The organism is Gordonia sp. IEGM753, assembly GCF_050321825.1.
GTDB lineage: Bacteria > Pseudomonadota > Gammaproteobacteria > Pseudomonadales > Pseudomonadaceae > Aquipseudomonas.
The window spans coordinates 346,126-363,096 of the sequence record NZ_JBNQGB010000004.1 but is presented as its reverse complement, the minus strand read 5'-3'; the positions used below and the strand labels follow the sequence as shown (position 1 = coordinate 363,096).

Below are 16,971 nucleotides of genomic sequence, written 5' to 3'. Positions count from 1 at the left end.
TTTTGTGGCTGGGGGCTTTTGTGGCGAGGGGATTTATCCCCGTTGGGCTGCGCAGCGGCCCCAGCATTTTATTTGCAAAACGCATTTACAGAATCGACGACTGCTGCGCAGCCGATCGGGGATAAATCCCCTCACCACAAAGGCTTGCTCGCACAGGGGTTACTCGTACTGGCTGAGCAGCCGTTCCATCCGCGCAGCGAGGCGGCGTTTGATTTCGGTTTCGATGTGCGGGGCGAAGTCGTCGATCACGTCCTGCATGATCAACATGGCGGCCGCACGCAGTTCGCCGTCCAGGTGTAACAAGGCATCAGGCCCTTTATCGGTGGCAGGCGCCGCCGGCGTCTGGGCGCGGGGCGGTTCGGTGGCGGGCGGCGGGTTGTCGACGGCCTCGAACAGCATCGGAATCTGTTCCTGATCACCGTCCTCGACCGTGTCGGTCAGCAACGGTGGTTGCAGGTTGTCATCGCCGAGCAATTGGCGGATCGACTCAAGGTCATCCAGCAGGTGCGCGGACTTTTGCTGTGGTTTTGGAGTGTCCATCGGAATGCTCAAAGTCGCTGTAAACGGTGATCTTGCAGAGGATAGCCCTGTTCGCGATAGAAACGAAAACTCTCCCGCGCAGCTGTACGAATCGTTGGATCTTCCACCACCACTTCCGCCACGCGGGCGAACTGTTTGGCAAAAACCGGGACTTTCAGGCCAAGGTTGACCAGCAGATCCTGGTGCTGACCGCAGTCATCACCCAGGCCCAGCACGATCAGCCCGTGCGGTTCGCTTTCGGCAGGACCGTGTGGCACGAAGCTTTCACCTTTGAATGCCCACAATCGCGCATCAAGGTCTTCACGCTGAGCGGCATCGCTGCAATGCAGGTAAATGCGATGGCCCATGCGCCAGGCCTTTTCGGTGAGCTTGCAGGCGAAATCCAGCCGCGCCGAAGGATCGGCACTGGGCAGGATATAGAAGTCGACTTTGGTCATTACAGTTCCTGAGCCTTTGACGGCGTCGCTGGAAAGCAGCGACGCCGTCAAAGGTCATCGGTTTCAGGCTTTCGCGCGATCCAGCAGGTATTGAGTCAGCAGAGGCACTGGACGACCCGTGGCGCCCTTGTCCTTGCCGCTGGTCCATGCGGTACCAGCGATGTCCAGATGCGCCCAGTTCAGGTTCTTGGTGAAGCGCGACAGGAAGCAGGCTGCCGTAATGGTGCCGGCCTTCGGCCCACCTATGTTGGCGATGTCGGCGAACGGGCTGTCCAGTTGTTCCTGGTACTCGTCAAACAGCGGCAATTGCCAAGCGCGATCGTCGGCGGACTTGCCGGCGCTCAGCAATTGGCCGATCAGTTCGTCGTTGTTGCCCAGCAGGCCGGACGTGTGAGCACCCAGTGCCACTACGCAAGCGCCGGTCAGCGTGGCGATGTCGATCACCGCTTGCGGCTTGAAGCGCTCGGAATAGGTCAATGCGTCGCACAGCACCAAACGACCTTCGGCGTCGGTGTTGAGGATTTCCACGGTTTGGCCGCTCATGGTGGTGACGATGTCGCCAGGACGTGCCGCGTTGCCGCTCGGCATGTTCTCGGCGCATGCCAGGATGCACACCAGGTTGATCGGCAGTTTCAGCTCGAGCACGGCGCGCAACGTGCCGAATACGCTGGCAGCGCCGCCCATGTCGTATTTCATTTCGTCCATGCCGGCACCTGGTTTCAGGCTGATGCCGCCGGTGTCAAAAGTGATGCCTTTACCGACCAGTGCGTATGGCTTTTCGGATTTCTTGCCGCCGTTGTATTGCATCACGATCAGGCGTGGCGGTTGGGCGCTGCCCTGGCCGACGGCGTAGAACGAGCCCATGCCGAGGTCTTTGATTTTTTTCTCGTCGAGGACTTCTACTTTCAGGCCCTTGAATTCTTTACCGAGGTTTTTCGCTTGTTCGCCGAGGAACGTCGGATGGCAAATGTTCGGTGGCAGGTTACCCAGGTTGCGGGTGAATGCCATGCCGTTAGCGATGGCAGTCGCGTGGGCCACGGCGCGTTCGACTTCAGCCTGTGCAGCCTTGATGGTCACCAGGGTGACTTTCTTCAGGGCGCGAGGTTCGGCTTTCTGGCTCTTGTACTGGTCGAAGGTGTATTCGCCGTCAACCAGGGTTTCCGCCAGCAGACGGGTTTTACCGTAGCTGTCGCGGCCTTTCACCACGACTTCGTCCAGCGCCAGCACTGCATCGCTGCCGCCCAGGCCTTTAAGGGTGTTAAGCACGCCGGCAATGATTTTGCGGAACGGACGGTCGCCCAGCTCTTCATCTTTGCCCACGCCTACCAACAGCACGCGCTCGGCTTTTAGGTTCGGCAAGCTGTGCAGCAGCAGACTTTGGCCGACTTTGCCGGCCAGATCGCCGCGCTTGAGCACAGCGCTGATGGCGCCACCGCTCAGTTCGTCGAGTTGTTTGGCAACGGCGCCGAGCTTGCGGCCTTCGCCGACGGCGACCACCAGAGTGGCGGTCTTCAACGTTTCTGGGCTAACGCTTTTTACAACCAGTTCCATGTCCGGGTCCCTGAATTAATGGTCAGCACGCAAGCAATTGAACTTGCTTATAAATAGACAGACGCAACACGTGGCCTGCGGCAAAGACCGCAGTTTGAACCTCGCTGCCTGCGCCTGACAACCCTCGGCCCTACACGCGCAGTGACAGGCGCACTCAATCACAGGATAATGCGCCATCTTTTTCGGCAGCTCTGCATTGCGGGCCGCCTGATACGTTTGCTTGTTCGGCCGCCTTAGCCTGACAACCCTGGAGTGTCTGGTTTGATCGTCTTCCGTTATCTATCCCGCGAAGTCCTGTTGACCTTGAGTGCCGTGAGCGCCGTTCTGCTGGTCATCATCATGAGCGGTCGCTTCATCAAATACCTCGCCCAGGCTGCTTCGGGTCAACTGGATCCCAGCTCATTGTTCCTGATCATGGGCTTTCGCCTGCCGGGCTTCCTGCAATTGATCCTGCCGCTTGGACTGTTCCTGGGCATCCTGCTGTCGTACGGACGCCTGTACCTCGAAAGCGAAATGACCGTGCTTTCGGCCACCGGGATGAGCCAGCAGCGCCTGTTTGTCATGACATTGTTCCCGGCGACGCTGGTCGCATTGATCGTGGCGTGGCTGAGCCTGAGTCTGGCGCCACAAGGTGCCAATCAGTTTCAATTGCTGTTGAACAAACAAGATGCCCTGACCGAGTTCGATACCCTGGAGCCCGGTCGTTTCCAGGCTCTGCGTGACGGAACCCGGGTGACTTACACCGAACAGCTGTCGGACGACAGGATCAACCTCGCGGGTGTGTTTATTTCGCAAAAGAACGCCACGTCCGAGGAGAAGGACCGAGGGATTTCGGTGCTGGTGGCTGAAAAAGGTCGTCAGGAAATCCGCCCCGACGGTAATCGCTACCTGATTCTCAATAATGGCTATCGCTACGACGGTAACCCGGGACAGGCCGATTATCGTTCGATCAAGTACGACGAGTATGGCGTGCTGCTGCCCAAGCCTGATGTCAGCGACGAAGTGACTGACCGCGACGCGATGACCACCAGCAGCCTGTTGGCCAGCGACGACATTCGTTCCCGTACTGAGCTGCAATGGCGTATTTCCCTGCCGCTGCTGGTTTTCATCGTTACGTTGATGGCGGTGCCGCTGGCGCGAGTCAACCCTCGTCAGGGCCGTTTCCTCAAGTTGTTGCCGGCGATTCTTCTTTATATGGCTTACCTGACCATCCTGATTGCCGCTCGCGGCGCCCTTGAAAAGGGCAAGATCCCGCCTGCACTGGGGTTGTGGTGGGTGCACGCGATGTTCCTGTTCATCGGCCTGGGCTTGCTCTATTGGGAGCCGTTGCGTTTGAAGATGGCGAGTCGCCGCGATGCGCTGGGGGTGGCCCGTGGTTAAGCTCGATCGCTACATCGGTAGCAGTGTTTTCGTCGCAATTCTGGCTGTACTGGGGATTATTCTCGGTCTGGCCACCCTGTTTGCCTTCATCGATGAGATGAGCGACGTCAGCGACACCTACACCCTGACTGACGTTCTCAGTTACGTATTGCTGACCGCACCACGTCGTTTGTACGACATGTTGCCAATGGCTGCGCTGATTGGTTGCCTGATCGGTCTGGGCAGCCTGGCCAGTAATAGCGAATTGACGATCATGCGCGCCGCCGGTGTTTCCATCGGTCGCATCGTGTGGGCGGTGATGAAGCCGATGCTGGTGCTGATGATCGCCGGTGTGCTGATCGGCGAGTACATTGCGCCAGCCACTGAAAGCACTGCTCAGGCCAATCGTTCCCTGGCCCAGGGCAGCGGCGACGCACAGAGCGCCAAGCATGGTCTGTGGCATCGCCAAGGTGATGAGTTCATTCACGTGAACTCGGTGCAGCCCAACGGTTTGTTGTACGGGGTGACGCGTTATCGCTTCGACAAGGAGCGCCACATGTTGTCGGCGAGTTTCTCGAAGCGCGCGGAGTTCGAGAAAGATCACTGGCAATTAAGCGACGTTACCACCACGTTGTTCCACGAACGCAGCACCGAGATCGTTACCGCGCCTGTCGAGCGCTGGGAAATCGCCCTGAGCCCGCAACTGCTGAGCACGGTGGTGATGGCGCCCGAGTCTCTGTCGATCAGCGGGTTGTGGGGCTATATTCATTATCTGGCTGACCAGGGTTTGAACAACGGTCGTTACTGGTTGGCGTTTTGGGTAAAGGTATTGCAACCGTTGGTGACTGCGGCGCTGGTATTGATGGCGATCTCCTTCATCTTCGGTCCTCTGCGATCGGTCACCCTCGGTCAGCGCGTATTTACCGGTGTGCTGGTGGGTTTCACCTTCCGTATTGTTCAGGATTTGTTGGGCCCTTCGAGCCTGGTGTTCGGGTTCTCACCGCTGTTCGCGGTGCTGGTGCCGGCAGGCGTCTGTGCGTTAGCCGGTGTCTGGCTGCTGCGCCGGGCAGGCTGATCACGGGTTATTCGCGAATATGCAGTATGTAAAAAACGCCCCTGTCGCAAGACCGGGGCGTTTTTGTAGGTGCCGTCTGACCTGCGAACGTGACGCTTGCGCCGTGGATCAGGTACAATTCCCGGCTATTTTTCGGCGGGCTATGCCTGCAGCCTTTTTGAGTGTTGATCCGTGAGTGATTTGAGTCATATCCGCAATTTCTCCATCATCGCCCACATTGACCATGGCAAGTCGACGCTGGCCGATCGATTCATCCAGATGTGCGGCGGCCTTGCCGAGCGCGAAATGGAAGCCCAGGTTCTGGATTCCATGGACCTGGAACGTGAACGCGGGATCACCATCAAGGCCCATAGCGTCACCCTTTATTACACTGCCCGCGATGGCATCAAGTACCAACTGAACTTCATTGATACGCCAGGCCACGTTGACTTCACCTACGAAGTCAGCCGGTCGCTGGCGGCTTGTGAAGGTGCGTTGCTGGTGGTCGATGCTGGCCAGGGTGTTGAAGCGCAGTCGGTTGCAAACTGCTACACCGCCATCGAGCAGGGCCTGGAAGTGATGCCGGTCCTGAACAAGATCGACCTGCCTCAGGCCGATCCGGACCGTGTAAAAGAAGAAATCGAAAAAATCATCGGCATCGACGCAACTGACGCTGTCGAGTGCAGCGCCAAGACCGGTCTGGGCGTCGACGAAGTGCTCGAACGTCTGGTCAAGACCATTCCAGCGCCAACCGGCAACTACGAAGATCCGCTGCAAGCGTTGATCATCGACTCCTGGTTCGACAACTACCTGGGCGTTGTTTCCCTGGTTCGCGTACGCCACGGCCGTGTGAGAAAAGGCGACAAGATTCTGGTCAAATCCACCGGCAAGATCCACCTGGTGGACAGCGTCGGTGTATTCAACCCCAAGCACACCGCTACCGTTGACCTGAAAGCTGGCGAAGTAGGTTTCATCATCGCCGGCATCAAGGACATCCATGGCGCGCCAGTGGGTGACACCCTGACCTTGAGCTCAACGCCTGACGTTGATGTTCTGCCAGGTTTCAAGCGTATTCAGCCGCAGGTTTACGCCGGTCTGTTTCCGGTCAGCTCCGATGACTTCGAAGATTTCCGTGAAGCCCTGCAAAAGCTCACGCTGAACGACTCGTCGCTGCAGTACACCCCGGAAAGCTCCGACGCCTTGGGCTTCGGTTTCCGTTGCGGGTTCCTCGGCATGTTGCACATGGAAATCATCCAGGAGCGCCTGGAGCGCGAGTACGACCTGGACCTGATCACCACGGCGCCAACGGTTATTTTTGAGTTGTTGCTGAAAACCGGTGAAACGATTTACGTCGACAACCCGTCGAAGCTTCCAGACCTGTCCTCTATCGAAGACATGCGTGAACCCATCGTGCGGGCCAATATTCTTGTGCCGCAAGAGCACCTGGGCAACGTCATTACACTGTGTATCGAAAAGCGTGGCGTGCAGCACGACATGCTGTTCCTGGGTACTCAGGTCCAGGTGACTTACGATTTGCCGATGAACGAAGTGGTTCTCGACTTCTTCGATCGTCTCAAGTCCACCAGCCGTGGCTATGCTTCGCTGGATTACCATTTTGATCGTTATCAATCAGCTAATCTGGTGAAACTGGACGTGCTGATCAACGGTGACAAGGTCGACGCCCTGGCGCTGATCGTGCACAAGGATAACGCGCACTACAAAGGTCGCCAGTTGACCGAGAAGATGAAAGAACTGATTCCGCGCCAGATGTTCGACGTAGCGATCCAGGCCGCCATTGGCGGGCAGATCATCGCGCGAACCTCCGTCAAGGCTCTCAGAAAGAACGTATTGGCCAAATGCTACGGCGGTGACGTCAGCCGCAAGCGCAAGCTGTTGGAAAAGCAAAAGGCCGGTAAGAAACGCATGAAGCAAGTCGGTAACGTGGAAATTCCACAAGAAGCCTTCCTTGCAGTGCTCAGGTTGGATAGTTAGGTCCTATGTCACTAAATTTCCCGCTGTTGCTGGTCATCGCCGTGTTCGTTTGCGGCCTGTTGGCGTTGCTCGATCTGGTTTTCCTGGCACCGCGTCGGCGTGCTGCCATTGCCTCCTATCAGGGCAGCGTCAGCCAGCCTGATGGCCTGGTGGTCGAGAAACTGAACAAAGAGCCGCTGCTGGTTGAATACGGCAAGTCGTTCTTTCCGGTGTTGTTCATCGTGTTGGTGCTGCGTTCGTTCCTGGTGGAACCGTTCCAGATTCCATCCGGCTCGATGAAACCGACTCTGGACGTCGGCGACTTCATTCTGGTGAGCAAGTTTTCCTACGGGATCCGCTTGCCGGTGGTCGACAAGAAAGTCATCGAGATTGGTGATCCGCAACGCGGCGATGTGATGGTGTTCCGCTACCCAAGCGATCCGAACGTCAACTACATCAAGCGTGTAGTGGGCTTGCCGGGTGATCAGATTCGTTACACCGCAGACAAGCGTCTGTTCGTCAACGGCGAATCGGTTGCCGAGCAACTGGTCGGCTCCGAGCCAGGCACGTTGGGCAGCGCTGAGCTCTATAAGGAAAAACTCGGCGCTGCCGAACACCTTATCCGCAAGGAAATGAGCCGCTATCGCGCAACGCCGGACCATACCTGGACCGTGCCTGCCGGGCACTACTTCATGATGGGCGACAACCGCGACAACTCGAACGACAGTCGCTATTGGGATGATCCGAACATTCCCAAGGATCTGCTGGGCATGGTTCCCGACAAGAATATCGTCGGCAAGGCCTTCGCAGTCTGGATGAGCTGGCCGGAACCCAAACTCAGTCACCTGCCGAATTTCTCGCGGGTTGGCCTGATCAAGTAATCACACACGGCGCTGTTGAACACAGCGCCGAATGCATTTCTGGAGTCGACACAATCGGCATCGAATGCATGAAGCCAATGATATTCAGGACGTTATTTTTGAACACAGCGTTAATTGTCCCAAGCCTGCGCCGTATCACGGCGATGGCGGTGGAAACCAGCCACGAACTCAGCGTGGGTAAACCGTGAGCGTCTCCTTAAGCCGTCTAGAGCGTCAGCTCGGCTACACCTTCAAGGACCAGGAATTAATGATTCTGGCCCTGACGCACCGCAGCTTCGCCGGGCGCAACAACGAACGCCTGGAGTTCCTCGGTGATGCCATCCTCAACTTCGTTGCAGGCGAAGCGTTGTTTGATCGCTTCCCGCTGGCCCGCGAAGGTCAGTTATCGCGTTTACGCGCGCGCCTGGTGAAAGGTGAGACCCTTGCCGTATTGGCGCGCGGTTTCGATCTCGGTGATTACCTGCGCCTGGGTTCTGGTGAACTGAAGAGCGGCGGCTTTCGTCGCGAGTCGATCCTTGCCGATGCCCTGGAAGCGCTGATTGGTGCGATCTATCTGGACGCTGGCATGGACATGGCCCGCGAGCGAGTGCTGGCCTGGCTGGCAGGTGAGTTCGAAGGCCTGACACTGGTCGATACCAACAAAGATCCGAAAACCCGCCTGCAGGAATTCCTGCAATCGCGTGGTTGTGAGCTGCCGCGTTACGAAGTGGTAGATATCCAGGGTGAGCCGCATTGCCGGACGTTCTTCGTCGAATGTGAAATCACCTTACTGAATGAAAAAAGCCGAGGTCAGGGTGTGAGTCGTCGTATTGCCGAACAGGTAGCGGCCGCCGCAGCACTGATTGCCCTGGGCGTGGAGAATGGCCATGACTGATTCAACTGCAACTCGCTGTGGCTATGTTGCCATCGTTGGCCGTCCAAACGTGGGCAAGTCGACACTGCTGAACCACATCCTCGGCCAGAAGCTGGCGATCACGTCGCGCAAGCCTCAGACAACCCGCCATAACATGCTGGGCATCAAGACTGAAGGCGCCGTGCAGGCGATCTACGTCGACACCCCGGGCATGCACAAGGGTGGCGAAAAGGCCCTGAACCGCTACATGAACAAGACTGCGTCGGCTGCGTTGAAAGACGTCGACGTGGTGATCTTCGTGGTTGATCGCACCAAGTGGACCGATGAAGACCAGATGGTTCTGGAGCGCGTCCAGTACGTGACCGGCCCTTTGATCGTTGCGTTGAACAAGACTGATCGCATCGAAGACAAAGCCGAGCTGATGCCGCACCTGAGCTGGTTGCAGGAACAACTGCCGAACGCGCAGATCATGCCGATCTCCGCTCAGCACGGGCACAACCTCGAAGCGCTTGAACGTGTAATTGCCGGTTACCTGCCGGAAAACGATCACTTCTTCCCGGAAGACCAGATCACTGACCGCAGCAGCCGTTTCCTTGCCGCTGAATTGGTGCGTGAGAAAATCATGCGCCAGATGGGCGCCGAGCTGCCTTACCAGATCACCGTTGAAATCGAAGAATTCAAGCAGCAGGGCAAAACCCTGCATATCCATGCCTTGATTCTCGTTGAACGTGACGGCCAGAAAAAAATCATCATTGGCGACAAGGGTGAGCGCATCAAGCGTATCGGCACCGAGGCGCGCAAGGACATGGAGCTGCTGTTCGACTCCAAGATCATGCTCAATCTCTGGGTGAAGGTTAAGGGTGGCTGGTCCGACGACGAACGCGCCTTGCGTTCGCTGGGTTACGGCGACTTGTAAGACTTGATCCCAAGCGCATGATTCCCCCTGTGGGAGCGAGCCTGCTCGCGATAGCGGTCTAACATTCAACATCAATGCTGAATGTGAAGGCCTGATCGCGAGCAGGCTTGCTCCCACAGTGGTTTGTGGTGGTCCGTAAAACTGTGTTTGCTCATTGAGAACTGCGACTTCCATGTCCCAAACCCCGCCCACCGCCCAGCCCGCCTACGTGCTCCACTCCCGCGCCTACCGCGAAAGCAGTGCGTTGGTGGATTTCCTGACGCCGCAAGGTCGGTTGCGGGCGGTATTACGCAGTGCGCGGGGCAAGGCCGGGACGTTGGCGCGACCGTTCGTGCCGTTGGAAGTCGAGTTTCGTGGGCGCGGCGAGTTGAAGAATGTCGGCCGTATGGAAAGCGCCGGGACTTCCACATGGCTTGTCGGCGAAGCGCTGTTCAGCGGCCTTTACCTCAATGAATTGCTGATTCGCCTGCTGCCTTCCGAAGACCCGCACCCCGGCGTGTTCGATCACTACGCTGCCACTTTGCTCGCGTTGGCCGAAGGTCGGCCACTGGAGCCGTTACTGCGTTCCTTTGAATGGCGGCTGCTGGATGATCTGGGGTATGGCTTTGCATTGAATACTGACATTCACGGCGAGCCGATTGCGCCGGATGGTCTCTACCGACTGCAGGTGGACGCTGGCCTGGAGCAGGTCTACCTGCTACAGCCCGGCCTGTTCAATGGCACCGAGCTGCTGGCGATGGCCGATGCGGACTGGACTGCTCCCGGTGCTCTGTCTGCGGCCAAGCGTCTGATGCGTCAGGCATTGGCTGTGCACTTGGGCGGTCGTCCCCTGGTCAGTCGTGAGCTATTTCGCAAGCCGTAGTCTCCCCGTATGCTGTGCGCCGAATCTTTAAATTCAGGAGCGCTTCCGTGACCACCAGCAATCGCATTCTTCTTGGCGTGAACATCGACCACGTTGCCACCCTGCGTCAGGCCCGGGGCACTCGCTATCCGGACCCGGTCAAGGCTGCACTGGATGCGGAAGAGGCGGGCGCTGACGGCATCACCGTGCATTTGCGTGAAGACCGTCGGCACATCCAGGAGCGCGACGTACTGCTGCTCAAGGACGTTCTGCAAACCCGCATGAACTTCGAAATGGGCGTCACCGAAGAAATGATGGTGTTCGCGGAGCGCATCCGTCCGGCGCACGTCTGTCTGGTACCGGAAACTCGTCAGGAATTGACCACTGAGGGCGGCCTGGACGTAGCGGGGCAAGAGGCGCGGATCAAGGCAGCGGTAGATCGCCTGTCGCAAATCGGTTGTGAAGTCTCGCTGTTCATTGATGCTGACGAGCGTCAGATCGCTGCATCCAAGCGCGTCGGTGCACCCGCCATCGAGCTGCATACCGGCCGTTATGCCGATGCGCAAACCCCAACAGCCGTGGCTGAAGAGCTGAAGCGCGTGGCGGATGGTGTGGCGTTTGGCCTCGCTCAGGGCCTGATCGTCAACGCGGGCCACGGTTTGCACTATCACAACGTGGAAGCGGTCGCGGCGATCAAGGGCATCAACGAACTGAACATCGGCCACGCGCTGGTGGCGCATGCGTTGTTTGTCGGCTTCAAGTCGGCGGTGTCGGAGATGAAGGCATTGATTCTGGCCGCTGCAAAAGCTTAAGAGTCAAACACACACTGTGGGAGCAAGCCTGCTCGCGATAGCGGACTGACAGTCACGTGCATGCTGACTGAAAGGACCTCATCGCGACAGGCTCGCTCCCACATTGGTTTGTGGTAACCGTCAGAGCGGCGGGGTTTCCTGACTTGGCTTGGACTTGTCGATGCCCGGCACGTGCAGGTTGCCTTCAGCGACCTGGTCGCCTTCAAGCTGCGGTTGCGTGACCCACGTCAGAATGTCGTAGTAACGACGGATGTTCGCCACGAAATGCACTGGCTCACCGCCGCGTGCGTAGCCATAGCGGGTTTTGCTGTACCACTGCTTTTGCGACAGGCGCGGCAGGATCTTCTTCACGTCCAGCCACTTGTTCGGGTTCAGCCCTTCTTTGGCGGTCAGCTTGCGCGCGTCATCCAGATGACCGCTGCCGACGTTGTAGGCCGCCAGCGCAAACCACGTACGGTCCGGCTCCTGAATCGAGTCGTCCAGCTGATCCTTCATATAGGCCAGGTACTTGGCGCCGCCCATGATGCTCTGTTTCGGGTCCAGTCGATTGGACACACCCATGGCTTGCGCCGTGTTCTGAGTCAGCATCATCAAGCCGCGCACACCGGTTTTTGAGGTGACTGCGGCTTGCCACAGGGATTCTTGATAACCGACTGCCGCGAGCAGGCGCCAGTCGACTTTCTCTTTCTTCGCGTAAGCCTTGAAGTGCTGCTCGTACTTGGGCAAACGTTGCTGTAAATGCTGGGCGAAAGTCGTGGCGCCCATATAGCCAAGCACATCGACATGCCCGTAATAACGGTCTTTTAGGCGCTGCAGGGTGCCGTTCTTTTTCACTTTGTCGAGGTAGGCGTTGATCTCGTTGAGCAGGCTGTTGTCTTCACCCGCCGCTACGGCCCAGCTCTGGTTGCTGGCATCGCCGAGATCGAAGGCAACCCGGATGTTGGTGAAGTACACCTGATTCATGGCCACTTCGTTGGAGTCGACCAGCGTCAGGTCAATCTGGCCTTCATCGACCATGCGCAGCAAATCGACGACTTCAACCGCGTCGGATTCTTCGTATTCAATGCCGGGAAATTTCTTTTTCAGTTCCGCCAACTGTTCGGCGTGGGTGCTGCCCTTGAGCACCATGATCTTCTTGCCGACCAGGTCCCCTGCATCGGTTGGCCGTGACTGGCCATTGCGATAGATGACTTGCGGGGTGACTTCAAGATAAGAATGGGAAAACCGCACCTGCTTTTTACGTTGCTCGCTGCTGACCAGACCGGCAGCAGCCAACACCGGGCCGTTCGGTTTACCTATCTGGTTGAAGAGGTCGTCAAGATTGTCAGCTGTTTCAATTTTGAGTTCTACCCCCAGATCGTCGGCGAAACGCTTCACCAGCTCGTATTCGAAGCCGGTTTCACCGTTGCGATCCTGAAAGTAGGTGGCAGGGCTGTTTCGGGTAACCACCCGCAGCACGCCATCCTCCTTTACGCGCTCCAGCGTGTTGGGTTTATCAACACAGCCACCGAGCACCAGGAAGAGTCCGGTTGCGATCAGCCATTTGGCGTACCGCGGACGCAAAGCCGTTGGGGAAAACATCTGCGCAGTATACGCAAAGGACCACCAGCGCCATATCTCGACAGCGAAGGGCTTGTCTGCTAGAGAGCGCAAAACCCGGCTGCAGCCCGCAGGAATGGGCTCCACATGCCAAGTGGACGGGTAAAAATAACCCCGGTGGGACCACTGTTCAGGGGCCAAATACCCCATCCGATGCCCCGGTGCTGCCGCCCGTACCGTTTCGGGTGATGTCGCGGGCGGTTTAGGCTAGAATGCACGGCCTCAAAGCACACCCCTTCCCGAGGCTGTCCCGAAGATGTTGATCCTGCGCGGCGCTCCTGCCCTTTCTGCCTTTCGCCACAGCAAACTCCTTGAGCAACTGAGCCAGAAAGTACCGGCTGTCAGTGGCTTATATGCTGAATTCGCTCACTTCGCCGAAGTTACCGGCGTCCTGACCGGCGACGAACAGCAGGTGCTTGCGCGCCTTCTGAAGTACGGCCCAAGTGTCCCGGTGCAAGAACCGACCGGTCGTCTGTTTCTGGTGTTGCCGCGTTTTGGCACTATCTCGCCGTGGTCGAGCAAGGCCAGCGACATCGCTCGTAACTGCGGCCTGGCGAAAATCCAGCGTCTGGAGCGCGGCATTGCGTTCTACGTGGCCGGCCAGTTCAGCGACGCGCAAGCCCAGTTGATTGCAGACGTGCTGCACGACCGCATGACCCAGATCGTCCTTGGCAACCTCGAACAAGCCTCTGGCCTGTTCAGTCACGCCGAGCCCAAGCCGCTGACCGCAATCGATGTATTGGGTGGCGGCCGCGCCGCGCTGGAAAAAGCCAACACCGAGCTGGGCCTGGCCCTGGCTGAAGACGAGATCGACTACCTGGTCAACGCCTTCGTCGGCTTGAAGCGCAACCCGCACGACATCGAACTGATGATGTTTGCCCAGGCGAACTCCGAGCACTGCCGTCACAAGATCTTCAACGCCAGTTGGGATATTGACGGCCAGAGCCAGGAAAAAAGCCTGTTCGGCATGATCAAGAACACCTACGTGATGCACAGCGAAGGCGTTTTGTCGGCTTATAAGGACAACGCTTCGGTCATCGTCGGTAATGTTGCCGGTCGTTTCTTCCCGGACCCTGAAACCCGCCAGTACGGTGCGGTGCAGGAACCGGTGCACATCCTGATGAAAGTCGAAACTCACAACCACCCGACCGCGATTGCCCCGTTCCCGGGTGCAGCCACCGGCAGTGGCGGCGAGATTCGCGACGAAGGCGCTACCGGTCGTGGCGCCAAGCCGAAGGCCGGCCTGACCGGTTTTACCGTATCGAACCTGCAAATTCCGGGTTTCGAGCAGCCTTGGGAAGTGCCGTACGGCAAGCCCGAGCGCATCGTTACCGCGCTGGACATCATGATTGAAGGCCCACTGGGTGGTGCCGCCTTCAACAACGAATTCGGCCGTCCAGCCCTGACCGGTTACTTCCGTACCTTCGAACAGTCGATCACCACCCCGCGTGGCGACGAAGTTCGTGGTTATCACAAGCCGATCATGCTGGCGGGCGGCATGGGTAACATTCGTGCCGAACACGTACAGAAAGCCGAAATTACCGTTGGCTCGAAGCTGATCGTGCTCGGCGGCCCGGCGATGCTGATCGGTCTGGGCGGCGGCGCGGCCTCGTCGATGGCCACCGGCACCAGCTCGGCAGACCTCGATTTTGCCTCCGTACAGCGTGAAAACCCTGAAATGGAGCGTCGCTGCCAGGAAGTCATCGACCGCTGCTGGCAACTGGGCGACAAAAACCCGATCAGCTTCATCCATGACGTGGGCGCGGGCGGTTTGTCCAACGCCTTCCCGGAACTGGTCAACGATGGCAACCGTGGTGGTCGTTTCGAGCTGCGCAACATTCCAAACGACGAGCCGGGCATGGCCCCGCACGAAATCTGGAGTAACGAATCCCAGGAGCGTTATGTTCTGGCCGTCGGCCCGGCAGACTTCGAGCGCTTCCAGGCGATCTGCGAACGTGAACGCTGCCCGTTCGCAGTCGTCGGTGAAGCCACTGCCGAGCCACACTTGACCGTGACCGACAGCCACTTCGGCGACAGTCCGGTAGACATGCCGCTTGAAGTGTTGCTGGGCAAAGCTCCGCGCATGCACCGTTCGGCCGTTCGTGAAAGCGAATTGGGCGACGATTTCGATCCGTCGACGCTTGAAATTGCCGACTGCGTCGAACGCGTTCTGCATCACCCGGCCGTGGCCAGCAAAAGCTTCCTGATCACCATCGGCGACCGCACCATCACGGGCCTCGTGGCGCGTGACCAGATGGTTGGCCCATGGCAAGTTCCGGTGGCCGACGTTGCCGTGACCGCAACCAGTTTCGACGTGTATACCGGTGAAGCCATGGCCATGGGCGAGCGCACTCCGCTGGCTCTGCTGGACGCTCCGGCGTCGGGCCGCATGGCCATTGGCGAAACGTTGACCAACATCTGTGCGTCGCGCATCAACAAGATTTCCGACATCAAACTGTCGGCAAACTGGATGTCCGCCGCGGGACACCCGGGTGAAGACGCGCGTCTGTATGACACCGTGAAAGCGGTCGGCATGGAATTGTGCCCAGAGCTTGGCATCACCATTCCGGTCGGCAAGGACTCGATGTCCATGGCCACCCGCTGGAACGACGAAGGCGTCGACAAGACCGTAACGTCGCCGATGTCGCTGATCGTCACCGGGTTCGCGCCGGTGGCTGACATCCGTCAGACCCTGACCCCTGAACTGCGGATGGACAAGGGCACCACCGACCTGATCCTGATCGATTTGGGCCGTGGCCAGAACCGTATGGGCGCCTCGATCCTGGCCCAGGTTCACGGCAAGCTCGGCTCGCAAGCGCCGGACGTTGATGATGCCGAAGACCTGAAAGCCTTCTTCGCGGTGATCCAGGGCCTCAATGCCGACGGTCATTTGCTGGCTTACCACGACCGTTCCGATGGTGGTCTGCTGACCAGCACCGTAGAAATGGCCTTCGCCGGTCACTGCGGCCTGAGCCTCAACCTTGATGGCCTGGCGGAAACGTCCGCTGACATCGCCGCCATCCTGTTCAACGAAGAACTAGGCGCGGTGATCCAGGTTCGCCAGGACGCCACTCCAGACATCCTCGCGCAGTTCAGCGCTGCTGGCTTGGGTGATTGCGTGTCGGTGATTGGCCAGCCAATGAACAACGGCCAGATCAACATCACCTTCAACGGCGAAACCGTGTTCGAAGGTCAGCGTCGTTTGCTGCAACGGACCTGGGCTGAAACCAGCTACCAGATCCAGCGCCTGCGTGATAACGCCGATTGCGCCGAACAAGAGTTCGACGTGTTGTTGGAGGAAGACAATCCGGGCCTGAGCGTCAAGCTGAGCTTCGATGTCAATCAGGACATCGCCGCGCCTTACATCAAGAAAAACATTCGCCCACAAGTTGCCGTACTGCGCGAGCAAGGCGTCAACGGTCAGGTAGAAATGGCAGCAGCGTTCGACCGCGCCGGTTTCAACGCGATCGACGTGCACATGAGCGACATTCTGGCGGGGCGCGTTGACCTCAATGAGTTCAAAGGCCTGGTTGCCTGCGGCGGTTTCTCCTACGGCGACGTGCTAGGTGCCGGTGAAGGATGGGCTAAATCCGCGCTGTTCAACAGCCGTGCCCGCGATGCGTTCCAAGGCTTCTTCGAACGTAACGACAGCTTCACCCTTGGTGTGTGCAACGGTTGCCAGATGATGTCTAACCTGCACGAGTTGATCCCGGGCAGCGAGTTCTGGCCGCACTTCGTGCGTAACCGCTCCGAGCAGTTCGAGGCGCGCGTGGCCATGGTTCAGGTTCAGGAGTCGAACTCGATATTCCTGCAGGGTATGGCCGGTTCGCGCATGCCAATCGCCATCGCTCACGGTGAAGGTCATGCCGAATTCGAAAGCGAAGAAGCATTGCTCGAAGCCGACTTGTCGGGCTGCGTGGCGATGCGCTTCGTCGACAACCATGGCAAGGTCACTGAAAACTACCCGGCCAACCCGAACGGCTCGCCGCGCGGGATCACCGGGCTGACCAGCCGTGACGGTCGTGTGACCATCATGATGCCGCACCCGGAGCGTGTGTTCCGCGCCGTGCAGAACTCGTGGCGTTCGGAAGACTGGAACGAAGATGCTCCGTGGATGCGCATGTTCCGTAACGCTCGCGTGTGGGTTAACTAAGCGC

At 58.5% G+C, this 16,971-nt stretch carries 13 protein-coding genes; 9 read left to right on the top strand and 4 right to left on the bottom strand.

Going from position 1 to position 16,971, the window contains the following annotated elements:
• Window positions 1-159: 159 nt before the first annotated feature.
• The 3 genes from ACQR3R_RS21350 to ACQR3R_RS21340 form a co-directional block, all read right to left on the bottom strand.
• Window positions 160-540: a hypothetical protein gene (locus ACQR3R_RS21350; RefSeq protein WP_428275056.1), complete on the bottom strand. Its 381-nt coding sequence runs from the start codon at window positions 538-540 to the stop codon at window positions 160-162.
• An 8-nt stretch (window positions 541-548) separates the two neighbouring features.
• Window positions 549-977 carry a DNA polymerase III subunit chi gene (locus tag ACQR3R_RS21345; RefSeq protein WP_428275054.1) on the bottom strand — a complete coding sequence of 143 codons (429 nt, stop codon included), beginning with the start codon at window positions 975-977 and terminating at the stop codon, window positions 549-551.
• Between the two features lie 63 nt (window positions 978-1,040).
• A complete protein-coding gene (locus ACQR3R_RS21340; protein ID WP_428275052.1) occupies window positions 1,041-2,528 on the bottom strand; it encodes a leucyl aminopeptidase in 1,488 nt (495 codons plus the stop codon).
• A gap of 261 nt (window positions 2,529-2,789) precedes the next feature.
• On the opposite strand from ACQR3R_RS21340, the gene lptF reads away from it, so the two are divergent.
• The 8 genes from lptF to pdxJ all read left to right on the top strand — a co-directional run bounded on the left by lptF (window position 2,790) and on the right by pdxJ (window position 11,215).
• Window positions 2,790-3,908, top strand: coding sequence for an LPS export ABC transporter permease LptF (lptF, locus tag ACQR3R_RS21335; RefSeq protein WP_428275050.1), 1,119 nt, complete (start codon window positions 2,790-2,792; stop codon window positions 3,906-3,908).
• Window positions 3,901-4,962 carry an LPS export ABC transporter permease LptG gene (lptG, locus tag ACQR3R_RS21330; RefSeq protein ID WP_428275048.1) on the top strand — a complete coding sequence of 354 codons (1,062 nt, stop codon included), beginning with the start codon at window positions 3,901-3,903 and terminating at the stop codon, window positions 4,960-4,962. Before lptF ends, lptG begins: the two co-directional genes overlap by 8 nt.
• 171 nt (window positions 4,963-5,133) lie before the next feature.
• Complete coding sequence (gene lepA / locus ACQR3R_RS21325) at window positions 5,134-6,933, top strand: translation elongation factor 4 (RefSeq protein ID WP_428275046.1); 1,800 nt, start codon at window positions 5,134-5,136, stop codon at window positions 6,931-6,933.
• A 5-nt stretch (window positions 6,934-6,938) separates the two neighbouring features.
• Complete coding sequence (lepB, locus tag ACQR3R_RS21320) at window positions 6,939-7,793, top strand: signal peptidase I (protein WP_428275044.1); 855 nt, start codon at window positions 6,939-6,941, stop codon at window positions 7,791-7,793.
• Window positions 7,794-7,977: 184 nt separating this feature from the next.
• A complete protein-coding gene (gene rnc, locus ACQR3R_RS21315) occupies window positions 7,978-8,667 on the top strand; it encodes a ribonuclease III (protein ID WP_428275042.1) in 690 nt (229 codons plus the stop codon).
• On the top strand, window positions 8,660-9,562 hold the full coding sequence (era, locus tag ACQR3R_RS21310) for a GTPase Era (RefSeq protein WP_059403406.1): 903 nt from the start codon (window positions 8,660-8,662) through the stop codon (window positions 9,560-9,562). The genes rnc and era overlap by 8 nt, the downstream gene beginning before the upstream one ends.
• A gap of 172 nt (window positions 9,563-9,734) precedes the next feature.
• A complete protein-coding gene (gene recO, locus ACQR3R_RS21305) occupies window positions 9,735-10,424 on the top strand; it encodes a DNA repair protein RecO (RefSeq protein ID WP_428275040.1) in 690 nt (229 codons plus the stop codon).
• A gap of 47 nt (window positions 10,425-10,471) precedes the next feature.
• Entirely contained in the window at window positions 10,472-11,215 is a 744-nt protein-coding gene (pdxJ, locus tag ACQR3R_RS21300; protein ID WP_428275038.1) for a pyridoxine 5'-phosphate synthase, read from the top strand.
• Window positions 11,216-11,335: 120 nt separating this feature from the next.
• On the opposite strand, the gene mltF is transcribed toward pdxJ, so the two are convergent.
• Window positions 11,336-12,796, bottom strand: a complete 1,461-nt coding sequence (mltF, locus tag ACQR3R_RS21295; protein WP_428275036.1) for a membrane-bound lytic murein transglycosylase MltF — start codon at window positions 12,794-12,796, stop codon at window positions 11,336-11,338.
• Window positions 12,797-13,070: 274 nt separating this feature from the next.
• Here mltF and purL point away from each other — a divergent pair, with 274 nt between their 5' ends.
• Window positions 13,071-16,967 carry a phosphoribosylformylglycinamidine synthase gene (gene purL / locus ACQR3R_RS21290; RefSeq protein WP_428275034.1) on the top strand — a complete coding sequence of 1,299 codons (3,897 nt, stop codon included), beginning with the start codon at window positions 13,071-13,073 and terminating at the stop codon, window positions 16,965-16,967.
• The last annotated feature ends 4 nt before the right edge of the window (window positions 16,968-16,971 follow it).

Excerpts from the sequence above, each read along its gene's own strand:
- ACQR3R_RS21350 (WP_428275056.1), bottom strand. The coding sequence starts at position 540 with ATGGACACTCCAAAACCACAGCAAAAGTCCGCGCACCTGCTGGATGAC.
- ACQR3R_RS21345 (WP_428275054.1), bottom strand. The coding sequence starts at position 977 with ATGACCAAAGTCGACTTCTATATCCTGCCCAGTGCCGATCCTTCGGCG.
- ACQR3R_RS21340 (WP_428275052.1), bottom strand. The coding sequence starts at position 2,528 with ATGGAACTGGTTGTAAAAAGCGTTAGCCCAGAAACGTTGAAGACCGCC.
- lepB (WP_428275044.1), top strand. The coding sequence starts at position 6,939 with ATGTCACTAAATTTCCCGCTGTTGCTGGTCATCGCCGTGTTCGTTTGC.
- era (WP_059403406.1), top strand. The coding sequence starts at position 8,660 with ATGACTGATTCAACTGCAACTCGCTGTGGCTATGTTGCCATCGTTGGC.
- recO (WP_428275040.1), top strand. The coding sequence starts at position 9,735 with ATGTCCCAAACCCCGCCCACCGCCCAGCCCGCCTACGTGCTCCACTCC.
- mltF (WP_428275036.1), bottom strand. The coding sequence starts at position 12,796 with ATGTTTTCCCCAACGGCTTTGCGTCCGCGGTACGCCAAATGGCTGATC.
- purL (WP_428275034.1), top strand. The coding sequence starts at position 13,071 with ATGTTGATCCTGCGCGGCGCTCCTGCCCTTTCTGCCTTTCGCCACAGC.